Annotated in this window: 14 protein-coding genes; 5 read left to right on the forward strand and 9 right to left on the reverse strand. The window is 65.3% G+C overall.

All coding sequences use genetic code 11. From position 1 onward, the window contains the following. Positions 1 to 19: 19 nt before the first annotated feature. Together L0976_RS06500 and L0976_RS06505 are read right to left on the reverse strand one after the other, a co-directional pair. Positions 20 to 1,093 carry a hypothetical protein gene (locus L0976_RS06500; protein WP_234186578.1) on the reverse strand — a complete coding sequence of 358 codons (1,074 nt, stop codon included), beginning with the start codon at positions 1,091 to 1,093 and terminating at the stop codon, positions 20 to 22. 58 nt (positions 1,094 to 1,151) lie between these two features. Beyond that, complete coding sequence (locus L0976_RS06505; RefSeq protein ID WP_234186579.1) at positions 1,152 to 2,708, reverse strand: O-antigen ligase; 1,557 nt, start codon at positions 2,706 to 2,708, stop codon at positions 1,152 to 1,154. A 301-nt stretch (positions 2,709 to 3,009) separates the two neighbouring features. On the opposite strand from L0976_RS06505, the gene L0976_RS06510 reads away from it, so the two are divergent. The 5 genes from L0976_RS06510 to L0976_RS06530 all read left to right on the forward strand — a co-directional run bounded on the left by L0976_RS06510 (position 3,010) and on the right by L0976_RS06530 (position 9,404). Further along, positions 3,010 to 4,527, forward strand: a complete 1,518-nt coding sequence (locus L0976_RS06510; RefSeq protein WP_234186580.1) for a hypothetical protein — start codon at positions 3,010 to 3,012, stop codon at positions 4,525 to 4,527. Positions 4,528 to 4,780: 253 nt separating this feature from the next. Next, the gene (locus tag L0976_RS06515) at positions 4,781 to 6,016 is read left to right on the forward strand and encodes a polysaccharide biosynthesis/export family protein (protein ID WP_234186581.1); all 1,236 of its coding nucleotides are present in this window, start codon (positions 4,781 to 4,783) and stop codon (positions 6,014 to 6,016) included. Positions 6,017 to 6,046: 30 nt separating this feature from the next. Then, a complete protein-coding gene (locus L0976_RS06520) occupies positions 6,047 to 7,519 on the forward strand; it encodes a hypothetical protein (RefSeq protein WP_203315893.1) in 1,473 nt (490 codons plus the stop codon). A 57-nt stretch (positions 7,520 to 7,576) separates the two neighbouring features. Continuing rightward, complete coding sequence (locus tag L0976_RS06525; protein ID WP_203315892.1) at positions 7,577 to 8,386, forward strand: hypothetical protein; 810 nt, start codon at positions 7,577 to 7,579, stop codon at positions 8,384 to 8,386. 49 nt (positions 8,387 to 8,435) lie between these two features. Next, the gene (locus L0976_RS06530) at positions 8,436 to 9,404 is read left to right on the forward strand and encodes a glycosyltransferase family 2 protein (RefSeq protein WP_234186582.1); all 969 of its coding nucleotides are present in this window, start codon (positions 8,436 to 8,438) and stop codon (positions 9,402 to 9,404) included. An 18-nt stretch (positions 9,405 to 9,422) separates the two neighbouring features. Here the strand turns inward: L0976_RS06530 and L0976_RS06535 are convergent, their stop codons facing one another. The 7 genes from L0976_RS06535 to L0976_RS06565 all read right to left on the reverse strand — a co-directional run bounded on the left by L0976_RS06535 (position 9,423) and on the right by L0976_RS06565 (position 19,292). Continuing rightward, on the reverse strand, positions 9,423 to 11,507 hold the full coding sequence (locus tag L0976_RS06535; RefSeq protein WP_234186583.1) for an NAD-dependent epimerase/dehydratase family protein: 2,085 nt from the start codon (positions 11,505 to 11,507) through the stop codon (positions 9,423 to 9,425). Positions 11,508 to 11,514: 7 nt separating this feature from the next. Then, a complete protein-coding gene (locus L0976_RS06540; protein WP_234186584.1) occupies positions 11,515 to 13,737 on the reverse strand; it encodes a glycosyltransferase in 2,223 nt (740 codons plus the stop codon). Further along, complete coding sequence (locus tag L0976_RS06545; RefSeq protein WP_234186585.1) at positions 13,734 to 14,666, reverse strand: NAD(P)-dependent oxidoreductase; 933 nt, start codon at positions 14,664 to 14,666, stop codon at positions 13,734 to 13,736. Before L0976_RS06545 ends, L0976_RS06540 begins: the two co-directional genes overlap by 4 nt. After that, the gene (locus tag L0976_RS06550; protein WP_255695796.1) at positions 14,654 to 15,796 is read right to left on the reverse strand and encodes a Gfo/Idh/MocA family protein; all 1,143 of its coding nucleotides are present in this window, start codon (positions 15,794 to 15,796) and stop codon (positions 14,654 to 14,656) included. Before L0976_RS06550 ends, L0976_RS06545 begins: the two co-directional genes overlap by 13 nt. 208 nt (positions 15,797 to 16,004) lie before the next feature. Next, positions 16,005 to 16,229: a hypothetical protein gene (locus L0976_RS06555; protein ID WP_234186587.1), complete on the reverse strand. Its 225-nt coding sequence runs from the start codon at positions 16,227 to 16,229 to the stop codon at positions 16,005 to 16,007. A 127-nt stretch (positions 16,230 to 16,356) separates the two neighbouring features. Further along, positions 16,357 to 17,796 carry an undecaprenyl-phosphate glucose phosphotransferase gene (locus tag L0976_RS06560; RefSeq protein ID WP_234186588.1) on the reverse strand — a complete coding sequence of 480 codons (1,440 nt, stop codon included), beginning with the start codon at positions 17,794 to 17,796 and terminating at the stop codon, positions 16,357 to 16,359. 296 nt (positions 17,797 to 18,092) lie between these two features. Continuing rightward, a complete protein-coding gene (locus L0976_RS06565) occupies positions 18,093 to 19,292 on the reverse strand; it encodes a glycosyltransferase family 2 protein (protein ID WP_234186589.1) in 1,200 nt (399 codons plus the stop codon). Positions 19,293 to 19,351 lie beyond the last annotated feature (59 nt).

Consider the following 19,351-nt stretch of genomic DNA (forward strand, 5'->3'; position numbering starts at 1 on the left):
GGCGAAGCTTCGCGTCGGCCTATCCCAGGCCTTTGCGGAACCGCAGGGCGAAGCGAATGAACTCCCGGACTTGCCGCAGCTTCGATGACACGATGCCCAATTCCGCGCGATGATAGGTGCGTTCGGTATAGCTCACATAGCGGGCGATGAAGGAGAGCGGAACGGGGCTTCTACAGGCCGTTTCGTCTTGCGCGGGGGCGCTTGCGGCCGCCGATGCGACGAATTCGGCCGCAAGGCTGCGTATCGCTGCGCCCTGCGCGGCATCGGCCTGCGCAGGAAGCGGCATGGCATCGGCCGAGCCGCCGTAGATCCAGAGATAGCTCACCGCCGCGGTATAGAACACGCCCAGCGCCGTCAGGTGGACATCGTCGGTGAAAAGCGCCTGGAGCCTTGCGCCCGGTTCCATCGCATCGAAGCCGGCCGGCGCGTCATCGCGCCAAAGCCTCTCGACGAGATATGCAAGGGAAAGCGAGGCCGGCAGAAGCCTGATCCTGTCGGATCGGCCGGAGGCGGCAATGTCCTGGTTGACCCGGTCGACGACGCATTGCCACACGGGTAACGCCGCCTTCTCATAGTCGATCCAGGCGCCCGGATCCTGCCGGTCGGAAAGACCGATCCAGGGCGTATAGAAATAGGTCGTCCCGCGGGGGCTTCCCTCCATGTAGGCATCCTGGAAGGCGCGCAGGGCGCGGACGGTGTCCTGCCAGACGAGCGAATCGAGCAGGCGGTGCTGTTCCGTGATGATCAGGACATCGTATCCCCCGCCGGGTATCGTCGGCCGGACAAGTTCCTGCCGGGCGTCGATGAGGCGGCCGTTGCGATCGAGGCTCGGCATCCCGTTCTGCGGCATTGCTTCGGGGGGCTGGTAACGGCTTCGCATGGACGAGCCGCCCATGCCTTGCATGTTCCACCGGATCGGCTTGCCGGCCTCGGCCGCGATGGCCGCGAGGTAGTCGGGAAAGGGCGGCGCTGTCAGGCTGTGGCCGGAAATGAAGACATTGCCGCCGGTGCCGTCGAGCGATGGGAGGGGGCCGCGTCCAGCGGGCTCCGCCGCCGTTGACGGATTGGCGAAAGGAAGGGGCTGTGCGGCCATTCCGACGCCGAGGACCGCCGTGCATGCCCATCCTGAAAACCCTCTTGCGCTCATCGGATCAGGTCCGGTGCCGGCCGAGAATGCGCGGGCGCAGTTCCGGCGATGTGCCGAAGGCGCCCGGGGAAGGCCCGGATGCCGGTTCCGGTCGCCGGACGGATGCGCGCGCGGGCGATCCGACCCTGAGCGCGGCAACGCACAGACCCGAGAAAGCCCAATACAGATACGGGATGAAGGTGACGCTGCTGGTCGTGGAGATCGTGAACAGCATTCCGACAAGTATGCCCAGGAGAGCGGAATAGGCGATCGTGTTCGTCTCGTCCGTTCGGTAGGACACGAAGAGCCTGACGGCGACATAGGCGAAATAGCCGGTGAACAGGAAGAGGCCGGCGAGGCCGAATTCCAGCGCGACCTGCAGATAGCTGTTCACGAGGTCGATAATGCCCTGTCCTTGGATCATCCGCAGCATTTCCGGTTCGCTGAGGAAGGTGACCGAGCCGAACAGAGGGTTGCGCTCGATGACGATGAGCGCGTTCCTGAAGAGTTCGGACCGGTAGGTCTCGCTCCCCGGATCCGCGCTGCCGACGAAGGGCAGGAGATTGATGAAGCGGTCCAGCCGGTGCTCGAAAATGAAGATCAGCGCCAAGGCGGGAATGATCGACGCGCAGAAGAGCTTGATGCTGGTTTTAGGCCTGGCGAGCATCATGACCATGCAGCACACGGCAAAGCCGAGCCAGGGACCGCGCGATATGCTTGCCAGCAAGCCCCCGATCAACACGCCGAGCCCGCAGAGGCGCCAGGTGGATGCGACGGCGTTCCCGCGCAATGCAAGCAGGCAACCGGCGCCCGTCATGCAGACGAAGCCGTAGGCGATCGGTTCGATGGCGGTGACGGCCGCGCGCAGCATGCCGTCCCGAAACAGGTACGGCACGGTGAGAAAGGCGCCCCACCCCTCCACCGACGGATTGTAGAGCCGCCAGCTCTTCAGAAACTCGACGGCGCCGATGGCTGCCGCGGGCATCGTGGCCACCGCAAATGCGAGCAGGACGCTGTTGACGTCGTGCGCAGTCCGCACGCCGCGGCTGAAGACGAAATAGGGCAGGGCGATATCGAGGATGTAGCCGGCGATGAGGCGCGGTATTGAGGTTGCAAGCGGATCGCGTATGGCGAGGATCGAGATCAGCAGGACGAAGGCGCCCACCAGCATGTCGGCGGTGGTCAGCTTCTGGTTTCGTTCCTCACGCCACAATCTGACGGCGACAGGCAGGAGGATGAACAGGGCGAGCAGGCGGGGCGGATTGAGGTCGACGATTTTCCCGAAAAGACCCGGAATGCCGGTAACCACCGAGATGCAGGGCGCCACGAACATCAGGACGATATACAAATGCAGCGGGCTGGCGGATCGATGATGGATGAAGACGCAAAGCGGCAGCATCACGAGGGCGAAGATGAAGAAATTACTGGTGAAGAACAGGGCGACGGTCGCCAGGAACCAGCAGTTTCGCCAGAGCTTGAACTCGGCAAGCGGAATGAAGGGAACCGCGATCCTTTTCGCGAGCACGAATACCGGTATGGAGATGACCAGGATATATACCAGAGATTTCAAATAGTCTGGCATCGATGTTCGCTTCCCAGTGTTTTTCCGTGCGGTTTTCTTCCTGAAATTCGATAATTATGCTATTTTAGAAAATAGAAATCTTCCTGTCGATTAAAGTTCAAGTTCTCTGGGAAGAATTTTACATCAACTCGATTCACATTCCCACCCTCGCCAAAGGAGGTAGGCGATCTCTCCTTATGGTTGGGCCGGATGCTGATCGAAGCGCTTGCGCTCGCTTTGAATGTTGCTTCTTAATCGGGGAGGGCCGGGGATGCCTGCCCGGTCTTGCGCCGGGCGACCGGTGGGCGAAAGGAGAGCGACGATGGACCGGAGAACCTTCCTGGAGCTGTTGTGCGCGGCCGGTGCCCTGCCTTTTCTCCCGACGAGCGAAAGCGCGGCAGCGCCTGTCGCTGCGGGAAGAGGGCCGCTCGGGCTCAATCTTGCGAGCCTGGTCTACTGGTCGACCGAACGGCCCTTCTCCAATCTCGCCGTGGGTGCGTCCCGCTGGCGGATGCAGACCAGGGGCGCTGCCTTCACCTGGGACGAGCCTCTGCCGCCGATGCGGGCCGATGGCTATCCCACCGTCGTCCCGCGCGGGTCCTTTCTCGAGAGCTTCCTGGTCTGGAATCGCCGTGAGCAGCTCCCGGGCGAGCTTCTGGTCATGTATGACGGAAAGGGGCGGCTCGACTATCAGGGCGGGGCGCGGCTGGAGGCCCGCACGCCCGGCTGCGACCGGGTGAGGAACCTGCGCAACGATGCGGCCATCATAGCGCAGCTGGTCGATACGGACGCGAAGGACCCGCTGCGCAACCTGCGTGTCTACGAGCACGAGCCGGACGGCACTTTCCGCAAGGCGTTCCTCGACCGGCTCGGCGGCATGACGACGCTGCGCTTCATGGACTGGATGAGCACGAACAACTCCCCCAAGCGTCACTGGGACGACCGCCCGAGGCTTGACGTCTTCGGGCAGGCCGAAACGGGCGCTCCGCTGGAATACATGGTCGAGCTTTGCAATCTCCTGCAGCTCCGCCCCTGGTTCAACATGCCCCATCTTGCGGACGACGAGCATGTCCGCCGCTTTGCCGAGGGGGTACGCGACACGCTCGCTCCATCCCTGCCCGTTTATGTCGAATATTCGAACGAGGTGTGGAACTCGCTGTTCGACCAGGCGAGCTACGCCCGGGAACAGGGGCTGAAGCTCGGGCTTTCCTCGAACGATTACGAAGCGCAATTGCTCTACTATGCGCGACGGACGACGGAAATCCTCTCGATCTGGGAGGAGGTGTTCGGTAAGGACCGCGATCGCGTGATCGGCGTCTATGCGGCGCACTCCGCCAACATCTGGACAAGCACGACGATCCTTTCCTCGGAAGGCGTCGGCGACCATGCCGACGTTCTGGCGATCGCCCCCTATTTCGGCGCGGGGCTGGGCTCGCCCGAGCGGGCCGAGGCGGTCAGCGGCTGGTCGACCGACATGGTGTTCGAAGCGCTTTCCGGGGAGGTGGCGGGCGAGAACAGAAGCCTGATTCGCGCCCAGGCGGATATCGCCCGGCAGCATGGCCTCAAGCTCGTCGCCTATGAGGGCGGGCAGCATCTGGTCGGCCATGGCGGCGCCGAGAACAACGACAAGCTGACCGCGCTGTTCATCGCCGCCAACCGGGACCCCCGCATGGGGGCGCTCTATGTCGATCATCTCAGGAACTGGTGGGAGGCGGGCGGCGATGTCTATGCGCTGTTTTCCTCCATGTCGGAACCGAGCAAATGGGGAAGCTGGGGACTGCAGGAGTATGAAGGCGACGCCCATGCCAAATGGGAAGCCGTGCGATCGTTCCTGCGTTGATGGCGACATGCGCAAAAACCTGCCGGATCGGTATGCGCATCCTGTCCGAAAGGATGAGGCCCGATCATCCGTGTGGGTGTGCGTATTCGCACACGGCTCTCAAGCGCCTACGCCATTGGGCTTTGTTTTCAGAGACTGCCCGGGGACGTACGATTTCCAAGTCTCCTAACCCTGCGTCAGGGATAGGAAAATGTCTGGTCCGGGGTGTGCTATGCGTTTGATGCTCGGTTTGGCGGGAATGCTCCTATGCCTCATGATGGGCAGTGCGAGCGGCCAGAGCACCTATCGCCTGCAACCGGGGGACAGCATCGCGATCTGGGTCTCCGAACAGGAAGGCCTTCGCCGGCAGGTTACCATCGGGCCGGACGGCTGGCTGTCCTTTCCCCTCGCGGGGCACCTGAAGGGGGAGGGGCTTTCCCTGGAGGAACTGGAGGCCGCGCTCTCCGAGAGGCTTCGCGTCTATTTCAAGAATTCCGTGAACCTCACCATCATGCTGCAGCCCAATCCCATGCATCTCCAGACGATCTATGTCGCGGGAGACGTCATGACGCCGGGCGCCTTTCCTTACCGCGCGGGCATGACGGTGCTGCACGCGATCAGCGTTGCGGGCGGGCGCTACCGCGCCGTCGTCTCGGCGACGGACCAGGACCGCGTCGTGACCGTCCGGCGCGCCATCGAGGTGGCCCAGGAACGGGAACGGATGACCGCGGCCCGCATCAAGCGCCTCGAGGCGGAAATCAAGGGGGAAACCTCCATCAACATGACGCAGGAGGACGGCAGCGATCCCCTGCTGGCGCAGGAGCAGGTCCTGATGGACGCCCGCCGCCAGGCATTGGCGACGCAGGAAGACGCCCGCCGCCAGGCGGGGCAGTTGTACGGCCAGGGAAGCGCTGCGCTGCGCGAGCAGGTTCAGGCGGTCGAGCGGCAGATCGGACTGGCCAGGCAACGCTACGACACCACCGCGCGACTGATCGCCAAGGGTGGGGCGGAAGCGTCGCGGCTGATCGAGCGGGAAAGCGAGATCGCGGAGCTGGAAGGCCGGCTGAGCCAGTTGAAAACCGAAATGGCGGCATCCGACCGGGCTGTCGTCGCCGAGGAGGCACGGTTCAAGACGCTGATGGAGGAGCGCAAGACGCAACTGCTTGTCGAGTTGCAGGAGGCGCGCCGCCTGCAGGAGGAAACGCGCGCCGGCATCGCCAACAGCGAGGGTATCCTTGCCATCTACGGGCAGAATGCCAATGCGGGCTCGCGCGGCCAGACACAGGAGCTTGCCTACAGCATCATTCGCTCGGCCGGCGGAACGACGGGCGAGATCGAGGCGACGGAGACGAGCCTGGTGCAGCCCGGCGATCTTGTGCGCGTGCATTACATGAGCGTGGGCGAAGCCGTCGCCCGCCAAACGGGGGCGATACCCGGTCCGGAACTGCCGGAAGGTGCGGGTGCGGGGTCGGCACGTTCGGAAGCCACGGCCACGACCCAGGTCCAGTAATTTTCAGGTTCCGGCTCAAGAGAGGCTCGTATGGACGAGGTAATCCGCAACATTCGTTACTATGCCGAACTGGTTATCAAGCGGCCGTTGTATTTCCTGTTGCCTGTTGCGATCGTTCTTCTCGTGGGCGGCTTCTTTATCTCGAAAATCACCAGGAATTATTATTCCGAGGGAATTCTCAGCATGGAATTCCAGCAGATTCCGTCGTCGCTGGTCAATCCGACCGTGGGGAACGAACGATTGCAGCTCATCGAGCAGCGTCTGCTGACGCGCGAGAGCCTGCTTGCCCTTGCCGACAAGTTCAACCTGTTCCCGGAAGCGCGGGCAACGCTTCCCAAGGCCAAACTGGCCGAGCTGGTGCGCAACCATCTGGTGCTCGATACGATGGTCGCGGAAGCCACGGCACAATACGGCGGCAGCGCCACCATCCGCATCGGCTTCAACTACGGTGATCCCGAGACCGCCGCCAGCGTTGCCCGGGACCTGACGGACCGCATCATGGACGAGCACCGGCGAGCCCGGCTGGCCCGCGCCGCCGAGGCGGTGGAGTTTCTCGGAAGCGAGGTGAGCAAGCTGGACGCCCGCATGGCGGAGCGGGAAGCCGAGTGGACGCGTTACCTGACGGCCAACCAGGAGGCCTTGCCCAACCGTGTCTCGGCCGTTCTCGTGGAATTGCAGGCCAAGGGACAGGAACTGACCGCGCTGGACCAGTCGATTTCCTCCCTCAATGCCGAGCGCAGCCTTCTGGAAGGGCAGTTGCGGCTCGGCATCGAACAGTCCAGCCTGCCTTCGCGCGCGCGGACCCAGCTTACCCTGCTGCGCGAGGAAATCGCGCAGAAGTCCCTGACGTATGCGCCGACGCATCCCGAGCTGGTCGCCCTGAAGCAGAAGGCGCAGGAGCTGGAAATCCAGGTCGGCAGGGAAAAGCCGGATGAGGCCACGGCATTGCCTGCCCGCAGCGACGTGTCGAGCCTGCCCGAGGGGCTGGCGCTCATCGCCGAGCGGATCACCAATACCGGCGTGCGGCAGGATGCCCTGAACGAACAGCGGCAGCGCCTGGTCGCTCGCATCGCGCAGCTCAACGCATCGGTGGCGCGCGCGCCGGAAGTGGAGGCGCAGTTCGACGCGATCCGGGCCGAGAAGGAAAGCCTGTCACGCAGCCTGCAGGACATGACGAACCGTTATGAGGCGGCCCGGCTCGGCCAGAGGCTGGAGCAGAGCGAGACGGCGTCCCCCATCGAAATGATCGAGGCGCCCGACCTGCCGGCTTATCCGACCAATTCCTGGCGGACGGCGATCATCGCCGTCGTGGGGCTTGCGGGCCTTGCGGGCATGGCCGGCGTCTATCTCGGGGATTTCTTCCGGAAAACGGTTCGCGGCGCGTTCGATCTGGAGGAGTTGCTTCAGGGGCGGGCCCTCGTGCTCATCCCGGAATGGGATCCCAGGCGGCGGGGGTGGCTGCGGTCCTGGCTGGGCGGGAGACGAGCACCGAGAGGAATATGAATGGCAGTTTCAGCACTTTTTCCGCGTAGGCTGATGACGATCGGGAGTACGGGTACCATGGATACGACGACCAAGCTGTTCCAGCGATCCAGAGGGGAGGCGGCATCGATGGCAGCGGATTTCGCCTCGCCAAATCCGACTGTTCCCGAGAACCTGGGTGCTCTGGTCCTGACGGTCGATCTTTCGACGGCGCTCGGTCCCGTGGAGGTCAACCGGCCGTCGATGACGTTCCTGCGGTCACAGCGGGTGGTCGCGTTCGACAACAGCCATTGGGTGACGCGCTACTACGACATGCTCCGCAACCTGCTGCGCGATGCCTGCGAGGGGCAGCCGTACACGATCGCGGTCACCTCGCCCACGGCCGGCTGCGGGGCCACGGTTTCAGCCGTCAATCTCGCGCTCAGCTTCGCCCGCATGCCGGGGGCCAGCGTCCTTCTCGTGGATGCCAACATACGGTTTCCCGCCATGGCCCGGCTGTTCGGGCTGCCGTCCCTGACGCGCAGGCGGGCCGACAACGAGATGGTGCCGGACATGCTGACGACGCTGGAATTCGGCAATATCAGGACCCATTTCCTGCGCCCCTGCTGGGACGACATGAACATGACCCCGGCAAGCGCCCTCCAGCGCCTCAAGACCCAGGTCGAATATGCCAGGCAATGCCTGAAGCCGTCGGTCGTCATCCTGGACGTGGCGCCGATGCTGGAAACGGATGAGACGGTTCCTCTCGTTCTGGATGCGGATTGCGTCGTTATGGTGCTGGCCGCCGACGGTACGAAGCTTTCCGATGTCGAGGTCTGCCAGACCCTGCTCGGATCGAGGACGAACGTCCAGTTCGTGTTGAACAAGAGCGGGAAGCACGGCCTCTGAACGCGGGGGCATGCTGGTGATGCATATCGAGTAACGCCGCGGAGGTTTCATGCGTTCCTCTCCGAAACTGCTGGTCGTCATCGTCAATTACCGGACCGCCCGAATGGTGTCGGATTGCCTTGCGGCGCTGGCGGTGCCCGGAACGGTTCCGCAGGATACGCAGATCGTCGTCGTCGACGGTGCGTCGGGCGACGATTCCACCGAGGTCATTCCGGCAGCGATCCGGCAAAATGCCCTGTCGGACCGGATGAGTTTCCTGCCGCTCGCCGTCAACGGCGGTTTTGCCTACGGCAACAACCGGGGGATGGAACATGCCATCGGGCGGTTCGGCAAGCCGGACTATGTGTTGTTTCTCAATCCCGACACGGTGCCGCGGCCCGGCGGCGTGTCGCCCCTCGTCGCGTTCATGGATGCCTCGCCGCGTACCGGCATCGCCGGCAGCCGGCTGGAGGATCCCGACGGGACGCAGCAGGCCTGCGCCTTCCGCTTTCCCTCGCCGATCGCCGAATTCGAGAGCCAGGTCCGCTTCGGCCCGATGACCCGGATCCTTGAGCGGTGGCGGGTCGTGCGGGAATTCAGCGAGGCGCCCATTCGCGTCGACTGGGTATCGGGCGCCAGCATGATCGTCCGCATGGAGGTCATCGACGAGATCGGCGGGATGGACGAGGATTTCTTCCTCTACTACGAGGAAGTCGATTTCTGCCGGCGCGCCGCCCGCCGTGGATGGGAATGCTGGCATGTGCCGGAGAGCAGGGTGGTTCACCTCGTCGGGCAGTCGACGGGGGTAACGGCGCGCGACCGGAAGATCGGGCGTCGCCCGCCCTACTGGTTCGAATCGCGCCAGCGCTACTATTCCAAGCATCATCGCCGGCTCTACGGGCGGCTGGCCGACATGGCCTGGATAGCGGGGCAATCTCTTTGGCAGGCGCGGCAGCGGCTTCAACGCAGGCCCGCGATCGATCCGCCCCATCTCCTGCGCGACTTCATCCGCCATGCGGGCGTGCCGAAAGCCCCCTGAATCGAGGGGATTGCAACATCACCAGAAGAGATGGGCCTCGTCGATCGCGCGGCGAAGGAAGGCCTCGCGGTCGGTCTCCGGCTGCCAGCCGAGGAGGCGCTTCGGCTTGCCGTTGTCGAAGGGCGATAGATGCCCTCGCGATTTCCAGTCGGCAAGCGAGGGGCGCGTCGTTCCCTTGCGTTGCAGCCCATAGCGCTTGAGCAGGTACTTGCCGCCGTCCGCCAGCCAGAGGGCCGCAAGGCTGGATCCCGTGACCTTCAGCTTCGCGCCCGCCCGGCGATGGATCGCCTCGAAATAGTCATGGCCGGTGAACATGGGCTCGCCGGTCAGGTTGAAGCTCTCGCCGATGGCCTGCGGATGCTCCATCATCGCGATCAGACCGTCCGACACGTCGTCCGCCAGCACGAAGGGCAGGATGTTGCGTCCGTTGCCCCAGAGCTTGACCGCCCCGGGCCCGTGCCAGCGGCCGATCCCCCAATGCTGCAGCGGGCCGCCGTCGCCGACGACGATGCCGGGGCGGGCGATGACGAGGGAAAGGCCATCGGTCTCCCTGAGGCGCTTCTCGCATTCCGCCTTGGAACGGGCGTAGAGATTGCGCGAAGTCAGGTCGCCGAAGGGCATGTCCTCGGTAATCGGGCGATCCGGCCGCGACATGTCATAGGAGGCGATGGTGCCGGTATAGATCAGGCGTCCGACGCCAGCCCTGCGGCAGGCGCGGGCGATGCGAAGGGCCGTTCCGACGTCGTTTTCGAGCGCGGCATCCCATGTCTTGTCCATGGACCTGGCAAGATTGAAGACGCAATCGATGCCCTCCATCGCGCGCGCCAGCCCGTCTTCGTCCCGCAGCGACACGCCGACGGTCTCGACATGGGCGGCGATGTCGGCGAAGGGACCGGGCCCGCCACGCGAGAGGACGCGGACATCGATGCCTTTCCGCACCAGGCTGCGGGTTAGGTTGCGGCCGATGAAGCCCGTGCCGCCGATGACCATGACGCGCGGCTGCGGCTTGCGCGCGGGGGCCGGAAGCGGCGCCGGCGGGGCGGGGATCTTCTCAAGGCTGGCATCGATCGCCTGCATGACCTGCAAGGCGGAACGGGGAGAGAAACGCTCGTCGGGAACGCCGCTCGCCAGACCGCGATAGAATGCTCGTATCGTATTGCGGAAGCTCAGGCCGTAGGGGCTTTTCCGGTTCAGCGAGCTGGCCTGGCGGAACCCGTTGACGACGGCTTCCCGGGCGTGGCTTGCGGCCTTTCCCATTTCCTTCAGGAACGCATTGGCCACGAGGTCGGCGGTGTTGTCCTTCGACACGACGAGCGTGTCGGCGGCGTAGTCGAGCCTTGCCGTGGCGGAGGAGCCCCGCAGGGTGACGGACCGGTCGTCGTACGTCTCCACCAGGGACAGCGAGAGGGTGATGTCGACATTGCCGGCGCGTGCGAGGATCCGCCAGCTTTGCGGCCTGCGCTCGCCGCCCGGCAGGGTGATCCATTGGCCGAGGCTGACATGCTCGACATCGAGCGGGCCGAACAGGTCGATGGCGAAGGAGAAGGGATGCGGTCCGAGTTCGAGCAGGAGGTTGCGCGTGTCGCGCATGAGCCAGATGCCGTATGGGCCGGAACGCAGCGGCGCGAGCGGCAGCGACCAGTCTATCTGGGCGCGCGAAACCAGCCCGAGTTCTCCTTCCTGCTTCAGCTTCCGGAGCCGTTCATAGGCGGGAAGCCCCAGGAAGTTGTGGCTGACGCCGAAACCGCGGCCGGCCGCTTCCGCGGCGGCGATGATGGTTTCCACCTCCCGCGCCGACAAGGCGACCGGCTTTTCGATGAACACATGCAGGCCGGCCTTCAGGCATTTCTCGGCAAGGTCGCGATGAAGGTTCGGCGGCGTGAGGATATGCACCGCATCGCAGAGGCCGGCGGTGATCATCGTGTCGAGGTCGGTGAAGGCGGGCACGCCATAGGTGCGGGCGAGGGATCCGGCGGCCTCTTCCGCGGGGTCGCAGACCGCGGCAAGGGCCAGCCCCGCGGTGGCGCGGATGGCGTCCGCATGCCAGGTCGCGATATATCCCGCGCCGATGATTCCGATCCTGACGGCCGCCTGCATGGACATGGCATCCTTACTTGTACTCGATGATCTGCATATCCCGCCCCGCCCAGCTTCGCCGGTAATAGGTGAGCATTCCCAGGAGGTTCGGCAGTTTCGCCAGCGTCAGAAGCGCGGCCTGCTTGATCGCCAGGGTCCGGCCGAGGCCCTTCCGGTTGAGATCGCGCGCGGTCTTGGTGAAGGAGAGCGCGTAGACCGACAAGGCCGCCAGCGACAACCACGGGGTTATGACATAGCCGAGAAGAAAGACCAGCGGCAGCGTCGAGCCGTAGAGCCAGACGCGGAGGCGCTCGCGTTGCAGGTGGGGCGGATGCATGACGCCCAGCTGGGCGAAGCCGTGGCCGTTGCGCACCGAGCGCTTCCACCATTGGCTGAAACGCCGCATGTCGGCGTCGTGCAGGGTCATGGAAACCGGCAGGCGCCGCAGCCGCCAGCCGGCCTTGCCGAGGCGCAGGCAGAATTCGTCGTCTTCCGCCGCGATCACGGTCGGATCGAAGCCTCCGACGGCGGCGAAGGCTTCCGCCCGCACCATCATGTCGCCGCCGCATGTCGATATGTCCCCGGCGGGGCGATGCCATTCGACCTCGCACATGGCGTTGTAGACGCTTGCCTGCGGGTGAAGCTCCGAGCGCCAGCCCGTGACGAGCCCGAGCTCCGGGTCAGCGGCGAGCGTTTCGGCACCGGTCCGCAGCCATTGCCCGGCGACCACGCAATCGCCATCGACGAATTGCACCGCATCGACCGGCTCGGTATCGAGGAGCGCCTGGAAACCCGCGTTGCGTGCCTTCGCGGCCGAGAAGGGGGTTGCCGTATCGAGCTCGACGACGGTAAGGCCGAGGCTGCGGGCGAAGTCGGGGCTGCCATCGGCAGAGCCGCTGTCGACATAGACGACCCGTCGGCCAAGCGGTGCGAGCGAGGCGAGGCACGCCTTCAGCCTTTCCCCTTCATTGCGGCCGATCACCACGGCGCCGAGCGTCGGGACCGGCGTCTCTTTTCGCCGGGTGGCCGGTCGCCGGCCGGCGTTCTCGACACGGGCGCCCGCCTCGATGAGACGCATCAGCTTCGCCGCCTCCGTCATGCTGTCGAAGTCCCGCGCGACCCTTTCCCGTCCGTTTTCGCCCATGCGCCGCGCCTCGGCGCCGTCGGCGAAAACGCGGCGGATCGCGGCCGCCAGGGCAAAGGGATCGCCCGGCGGTACAAGCGCTCCGGTCACGCCCTCTTCCACCAGTTCGGGGATGCCGGCGATCTGCGGGGCGATGACCGGCAAACGGGCAGCAAGCGCCTCCATCAGCACGATCGGCAATCCTTCCGCGAAGGAGGCCAGCACCAGGGCGTCCGCCTGCGCAAGAGCGTCGGCCACGTCGTCCTGCGAGCGGTAGCCGAGAAAGCGGACCGGCAGACCCTGCGTGCGCGCGCGTGCTTCGAGCATCTCGCGGTCCGGTCCGTCTCCGATCAGCGTCAGCCGGATGCCTTCCAGGTCGAGGAGCGTCTCCAGCGCCTCGAACAGGACCGGCACGCCCTTGACCGCCGCGAGGCGCCCGATGAACAGCAGTTCCCGGCCGCTTTCGGCTTTCGGCCGGTCGTACCGCGCCGGGTCGATGCCGCAGTGAACGATGTGCAGCTTGTTCCAGTGCTCCGGCGGCGAAAACAGCATGGCCTGCGACCGGCAGAACCGCGAGATGCAGGCCACGAAACGCGCGCGGGCGATCTTTTCGTCGAGACGCCAGTGGTAGGGTTCGAAGAAGATGTCCGGGCCGTGCAGCGTAAAGGAATAGGGTATGCCGGAGACCGCGCTTGCCAGCATCGCCACGGTGCAACTCGACTTTGCGATGTGATTGTGGAGATGCGTGACGCCGTTCCGCGCCATCCATCCGGCGAGGACCACGGCTTCGGCGAAATAGATCAGGTTGTAGAGATGTCCCTTCACGCCGCCCGGGGCGGTCTTCCATGCCAGCCGCAAGCCATGCAGATAGCGCAGCGGGTGTTTCAGCGCGGCAAGATGCGCGCCGAGAAGCGTCAGGGGGCGCGATGCGGCTTCCAGGACATGGAAGGTGCTTGCGGCCTCGGCCTTCTGTTCGGCGCCGACCAGATGTTCGGCGCCGGTGCGGCGGATGGAGCAGGTCCGCACATCGAGGCCCTGCCTGCGGAGCGCCGCGACCTCGCGCTGGATGAACGTATCCGTGGCGCGCGGATATTCCCCGGTCAGGAAGGCCGTGACGGGACGCGAGGCGCTCATGCCGGTTCCTCCATGACTGTGCGCCAATCCACGGCGGGGATGGGGCCGAGACGGGCCTGCATGTGCGTGTTGGGGTAGGAAAGGGGCTTCAGGCGGGCGGCGATCACCGGGCGCCGCAGCAGGCCCGGCCCCCGATCATGCAGCAGGCCGGCGAAGAAGTGCGGTATGCGCCACTCGAGCGGCAGGTGACAGGCGACGTCGCCGCGGGCCTTCAGGGCGGCGATATACGCTTTGCGGTCCGGCAGCGGATCGTCGACGACATTGACGATCTCGGTGCCCCGGGACGGGCGCTCCGCAGCGCCGATCAAGGCGGCCGCGGCGGTGCGTACATGGCATAGCGGCAACTCTCCCTTGCCGGGACCGACGACGAGGCGGCCGATCCGCTGGCCGAGATGGGGGTTCCACAGCCGGCCCGCGCCGTAGAGAATGCCGATCCGCAGGATCCATGCGCTCACGCCCGATTGCAGCACCGCGGCCTCCTGGGCGAGTTTGGCGCGGCAATAGGCGTCGCGCAGATCCGCCGCCTGTTCCGTGCCGCTGCTTTCGTCGATCCTGCCGTGGGGCGACAGCGTTCCCGCATCGTAGACCGCCATCGAGCTTGCCAGCACCAGGCGGCGGGGCGGGAGGGCGAGCAGGGCGCGGGTAGGCGCAAGCGTCCCCTCGCGCATCTGCGCGTCGTTGCCCGTCATTCGCGCGGCGAGATGCAGGAGGCAGTCGGCTTCGGCAATCGCCTGCCGCGCCGCATGCCCCGGATCGGAAAGGTCTGCCGCCACAACCGTGATCCCCGCATCGCCGGCCCATGCGGCGGGGGCCCGGGATTCACGTCGCAGGAGGGCGCGCACCTCATAACCGCGGCGACGCGCCTCAAGGACGGCCGCCTGTCCCAGAAAGCCTCCTGCACCGGTTATGCCGATAATCAGACCGCCCATGGCATCGGCTCCATCGGCGTGCAACTGGTCGTCATCTTCGTCGCTCCGCCCCATTGGCCGGCCGACTGGATGGCGAGCGTGACCTCGTTCAGGTGAAGGGCGAAGTCGGCGGTCAGCCGGCAGGGGCGGTCCTCGTGCAGGGCTTCCAGCATCTCGGCGGGGCCGAGCGCGAAATTCATCGACGCCGCGCCGGTGCGCCCCACCCGCGGATGGGTCGGTCCCTTCAATCGCAGCTTCTTGCGAAACGGGCTTTCCACGAGCCGACGGCGCAGCGCGAAGCGGCGGCGGAAGCGAAGGGGGGCGAAGTTGTCCCAGGCACGGTCGAGCTCCAGAACGCCCCTGTCGGTGAAGATCCTGATCCGGTGATCGTGGCTGGCCGTGATCGAGCAGGTCAGCCGTGCGACCATGCCTTCCCTGAAGAACAGCGTTGCCGTCGAGAAATCGGGCGCGCAATCGCTGACCCCCCGCTTGTCGGGCTGGGTGGTCGCGGAGGCGGCGGTCACGCTTTCCACCGGCCCGAAGAAGGCGATGAGCCAGCTCAGGTAGTAGCCTGCATGTTCCAGCGTGCAGCCCGTCCTGAACTCGTCCTGGTAATGCCAGGGCGCGCCGCTTTCGCTCTGCCATTTTTCGATCGGCGCCTGCGGAATGAAGCCGTCGTCCAGTTCGGCATAGATCAGCCGCGGCTGCCCGGCTAGATCGTGGCGCAGGGCGTGGCCAAGGGTTTGCGCCGCCTCGCCCAGCACCGAGCAGGGGGCGGAGGCGAGGAGTAGGCGCTTTTCGCGGGCGAGCATGCAGAGCGCCTCGGCCTCCGGCATGGCCATCGCCAGCGGCTTTTCCGACCAGCAGGCAAACCCCGCCTCCAGAATGGCGCGGTTTACGGCATAGTGCTGGGACGGATTGGTAAGGTTGAGGAAAACGGTCTTGTCGTCCGCGGCCGCAAAGGCCTCTTCCAGCGTGGCAAAGGCCGGTATTTTCCATCGCCGGCAGAAGGTCGCCAGCCGATCGGGCTGAAGGTCGTGGGCGCCGAGCAGGACGATGTCGGGAAAGCTTGCGAGGGAACGCATGTAGAGGTCGGCAACGAAGCCGCATCCCGTCAGGAAAACAGATTTGCGTGCCCGCCCGTTACGCATGAACTCCACTCTAGCGAACCCCTGTGGAGCCGATGGTCGAGGCGCGCTGCCGCGCCTGTCGAGGTTCTCCGCGACAGGCTCGAGGCTCCCCGGGCTCTCGATGTCATGTATAGCAAAACGCGACCATCGCCGCTTACTCCACAATAGGATGAGGAGGAGGGCCGAGGGTCCTTCGAAAGTAGATGGTGGAAGGTTCGGGGGACATCGCCTAACGCGGCGCGGACCACCAGCGGCGGACCAGGGCGCCCAGGAGATAGCCGATATTCAGGATGACGAGGTAGAGGAGGCCTATGACGAGCTTTTCCATGCTGAGGCCGCCGTTCAGCACCCAATAGGCCGCGGTCATGGCGAGGAACAGGGCAGAGACCGGGACGAGCGCGATCGGTGCCAGGAAGAAGCCAGTCGACATGCCGACGAGGAAGGCGAGAAACATCGTGTGGGCCGGTAGGGTTGCTGGCTTTTGCAGTTCGCGTCCCTTCATCCCTATAGGCATGTTTGGTTAACGCGCCGTTAGGAGCGCTGCGGCGCTCCGGCAAATGCCGAGGAAACCGGGACGGCGATCAATAGACTTTGCTGACGTCCTGCAGGCAGACGAACGTGCGGCAGATGATCTTGATGTCCAGCCAGAACGACCAGTTGTCGATGTACCAGAGATCGTAACTGATGCGTTCCTCCATCCGGTCGACCGTCGGCGTTTCGCCGCGGCAGCCGTTGACCTGAGCCCATCCGGTCAGACCGGGCTTGACGTGACGGCGGAAGGCGTACTGCTCTATCAGGTTGCTGTAGAGCTGATCGTGGGCGAGAGCGTGCGGACGGGGGCCGACCACGGACATGTCGCCGCACAGCACGTTCCAGAGCTGCGGCAACTCGTCGATGCTCGTGGAGCGGATGAAGCGGCCCACCCGGGTGACGCGCTTGTCGTTCCGTGTCGCCTGCTGGATTTCGCTGCCGTCTTCCATGACGGTCATGCTGCGGAATTTCAGGATGCGGAAGGCTCGGTTGCCGTGACCGTTGCGCGACTGGACGAACAAGGCGGGCCCCTTGCTCTCGATCCTGACCGCGAGCGCCACGATGAGGAGCATCGGGCTGAGGACCGCCAGCGACACCAGCGCGAAGACGACGTCGAACGCCCTTTTCAGGCTGCGCTCGAGGAATGTCAGGGGCGGGCGCTGCGTCTGGAATGCGGCCATGCCGCCGATGCGCTCGCAGCCGTAGCACATGATGCCGGCCATGAAGCCGTCGAAGACGACGTTCACGGGCAGGGTCGAGCGTCTCAACGCCACGAGACACTCCTTCAGGGCCGCGCTGTTGGCCTCGCTCCATACGATCAGCACCTCATCGATGCCGCCGGAATAGACGCTGTGGAGAATTTCGCTGGAACACGGCATCGTCGCGTCGTCGCCCGAAAGCCGGATGACCTGCGCGATGGCCATGCCGCTTTCGGCGGCCCTCCATTCCAGCGGCTCGACGGAGAACTCGTCCCGGCAGATCAGCAGAACCTGCTTCATCAGGAACGTGCCGCGCGCGATGGCATGGGGAAGGCGATAGCGCCAGAGATAGCGCATGCTCACAAGGCCGGCGAGCGAGCCGGAGGCCGCGAAAAGCGTCGCGCCGCGCGAGAAGGTCGAGCCGAGCTTCAGGAAGAAAAGCACGGTGAACAGGAAGGCGAGCGTGCTGGTGAAGAGCACGCAGATACTGAAGATCTGCTGTCCCGGCAGGACCAGCTTTTCCGGCTGGTACGCGCCGGCCCCGCTCATGGCGAGGACGAAGATCGTGGAAACCACCAACCCGATCCCGACATGGAGGGACAGGTCGTCATAGATGCCGAAGGCGACATATTCATAGGCGATATAGCCGAGGGTGCTTGCGCTGAAGAGCCACAGGAAGTCGATGGCGGCGGCGATGTAGGCGATAGCCTCGTAGCTCAGCCCGCCGCGCGCGCGGGAGCGCTTCAGCGAAGAATAGGATAGCCCCGCCACAGGGTCGATATGCATAACCATTTATTCAGCCCCAGGTTGACATCGGAAAATATCACGGGGGCCGCGAGGGCAACAACGCGGCGGGGACTACGCCTTAAGAGGTGTACCCGCGGCCTGCCTCAGCATGCCGGAGGTAAGCCCTTGGAAGAAGCGCAATCCCGGTTCAGACTTTCGGTGGATCGGATACTTTTGCGGATAGGATGGGGGGGACACAGACCCGGCTTGCCGGGGTAGGCCGCCGTACCCGGCGCCACGCCGGCCGGAGAGCGGCCGGTGGCGGGCTTGGAAGGCCTCTGAAAGAGGGGAGCCAGACGCTATCAGCGGTCGTCGCTGCCCGAGCGATCCGTTCGAATCCAGCCGCTCCGCGTCCGCCCGAGGATCAGGCGCGGATAGAGCCCGATTTTCCCCAGCGCATAGACGGGCACGGCGGCGAGGGCGCGCGCGGGCAGCACCGTGCGGCCGAAAGCCGACCATGCAAGCATGCTCGCTGCGACGAGAAGGAAGAGATTGATGGCCGCAAGGATGAGCGATGCGAGCGAGGCACCGCCCGCCGCCAGGGCCGCGCCTGCGACAAGGGCCAATCCGAGAAGCAGGCAAAGAAGCGACAGCGGGGGCACGATCACGTCGAGGATCATGGCGAGGTAGGCCGGATTGCGATAGGTGGCAGTCTCCAGCAATGCGCCGAGCGCGACGCGTCCCATGGCAAGGTGCCCGCTTTCCCAGCGTTGCCGCTGCGTGCGTGTTCCCTTTTCGGAGGCGGGAAACCGGCTGGTGACCAGCGCTTCGTCGCAGAAGCAGGGTGCGTGCCCCGCGCGCGCCAGATCGAGACCGAGCTTCATGTCCTCGACTAGGTGCGCATTGGCAAGCGGGGCGCTCCTGAGCAGTTCCCATGGAAAGGCCATGCCGGACCCGGTGAGCTGGCAGGGCAGGCCGAGCGCGTCCAGCCCCAGGGGCCTCACCCGGTTCTTGACGAGAAAGGCGAAGGCCGCCACCGTCTGCCCCAGCGAAGCGTCCGCCGGCGCCGTCATCAGGTAGCGGGCCTGGACCGGCCTGCCCGACGCGAGCGCCTGCCGGGCCAAAAGGTCGACGGCATCGGGGCCGACCCGGCAATCCGCATCGACCAGGATGACGACGGGTGGCGGTGCGTTCGCCAGTCCGGCAATCCCGGCATCGAGCGCGTAGCCCTTGCCCCGGCGCGCCGCATCGTGTCGTTCGATGACTTCGGCGCCGGCTTCGCGCGCTAGCAGGGCCGTCCGGTCGTCGCAGTTGTCGGCGACCACGACCAGCCGGTCGCCTTCGCGCAGTTGCGGCCATATGGTCGACAATGTGCGGGAAATCCCGTCTTCCTCGTTGTGCGCCGGCACCACGACGGCCACGGCGGGGCGCGCTTCGGGGGCGCGCCGTTCACCCTTGCGGGAAAAGGCGGCCGCCGCGCATTCGGCCGCGTAAACCGCCGTCGGAACGGAAAGCAGGGCCGACAGGGAAACGGCGACGGTGTTCAGGAGACTATCGAGCACATGACCCCCCGCCCCGGTGATACGTCCGGGTTTCCATGGGATTAATGTAAAGGGAACCT

This window comes from Shinella sp. NM-101 (genome assembly GCF_021401195.1).
In the GTDB taxonomy this organism is placed as follows: Bacteria; Pseudomonadota; Alphaproteobacteria; order Rhizobiales; family Rhizobiaceae; genus Shinella.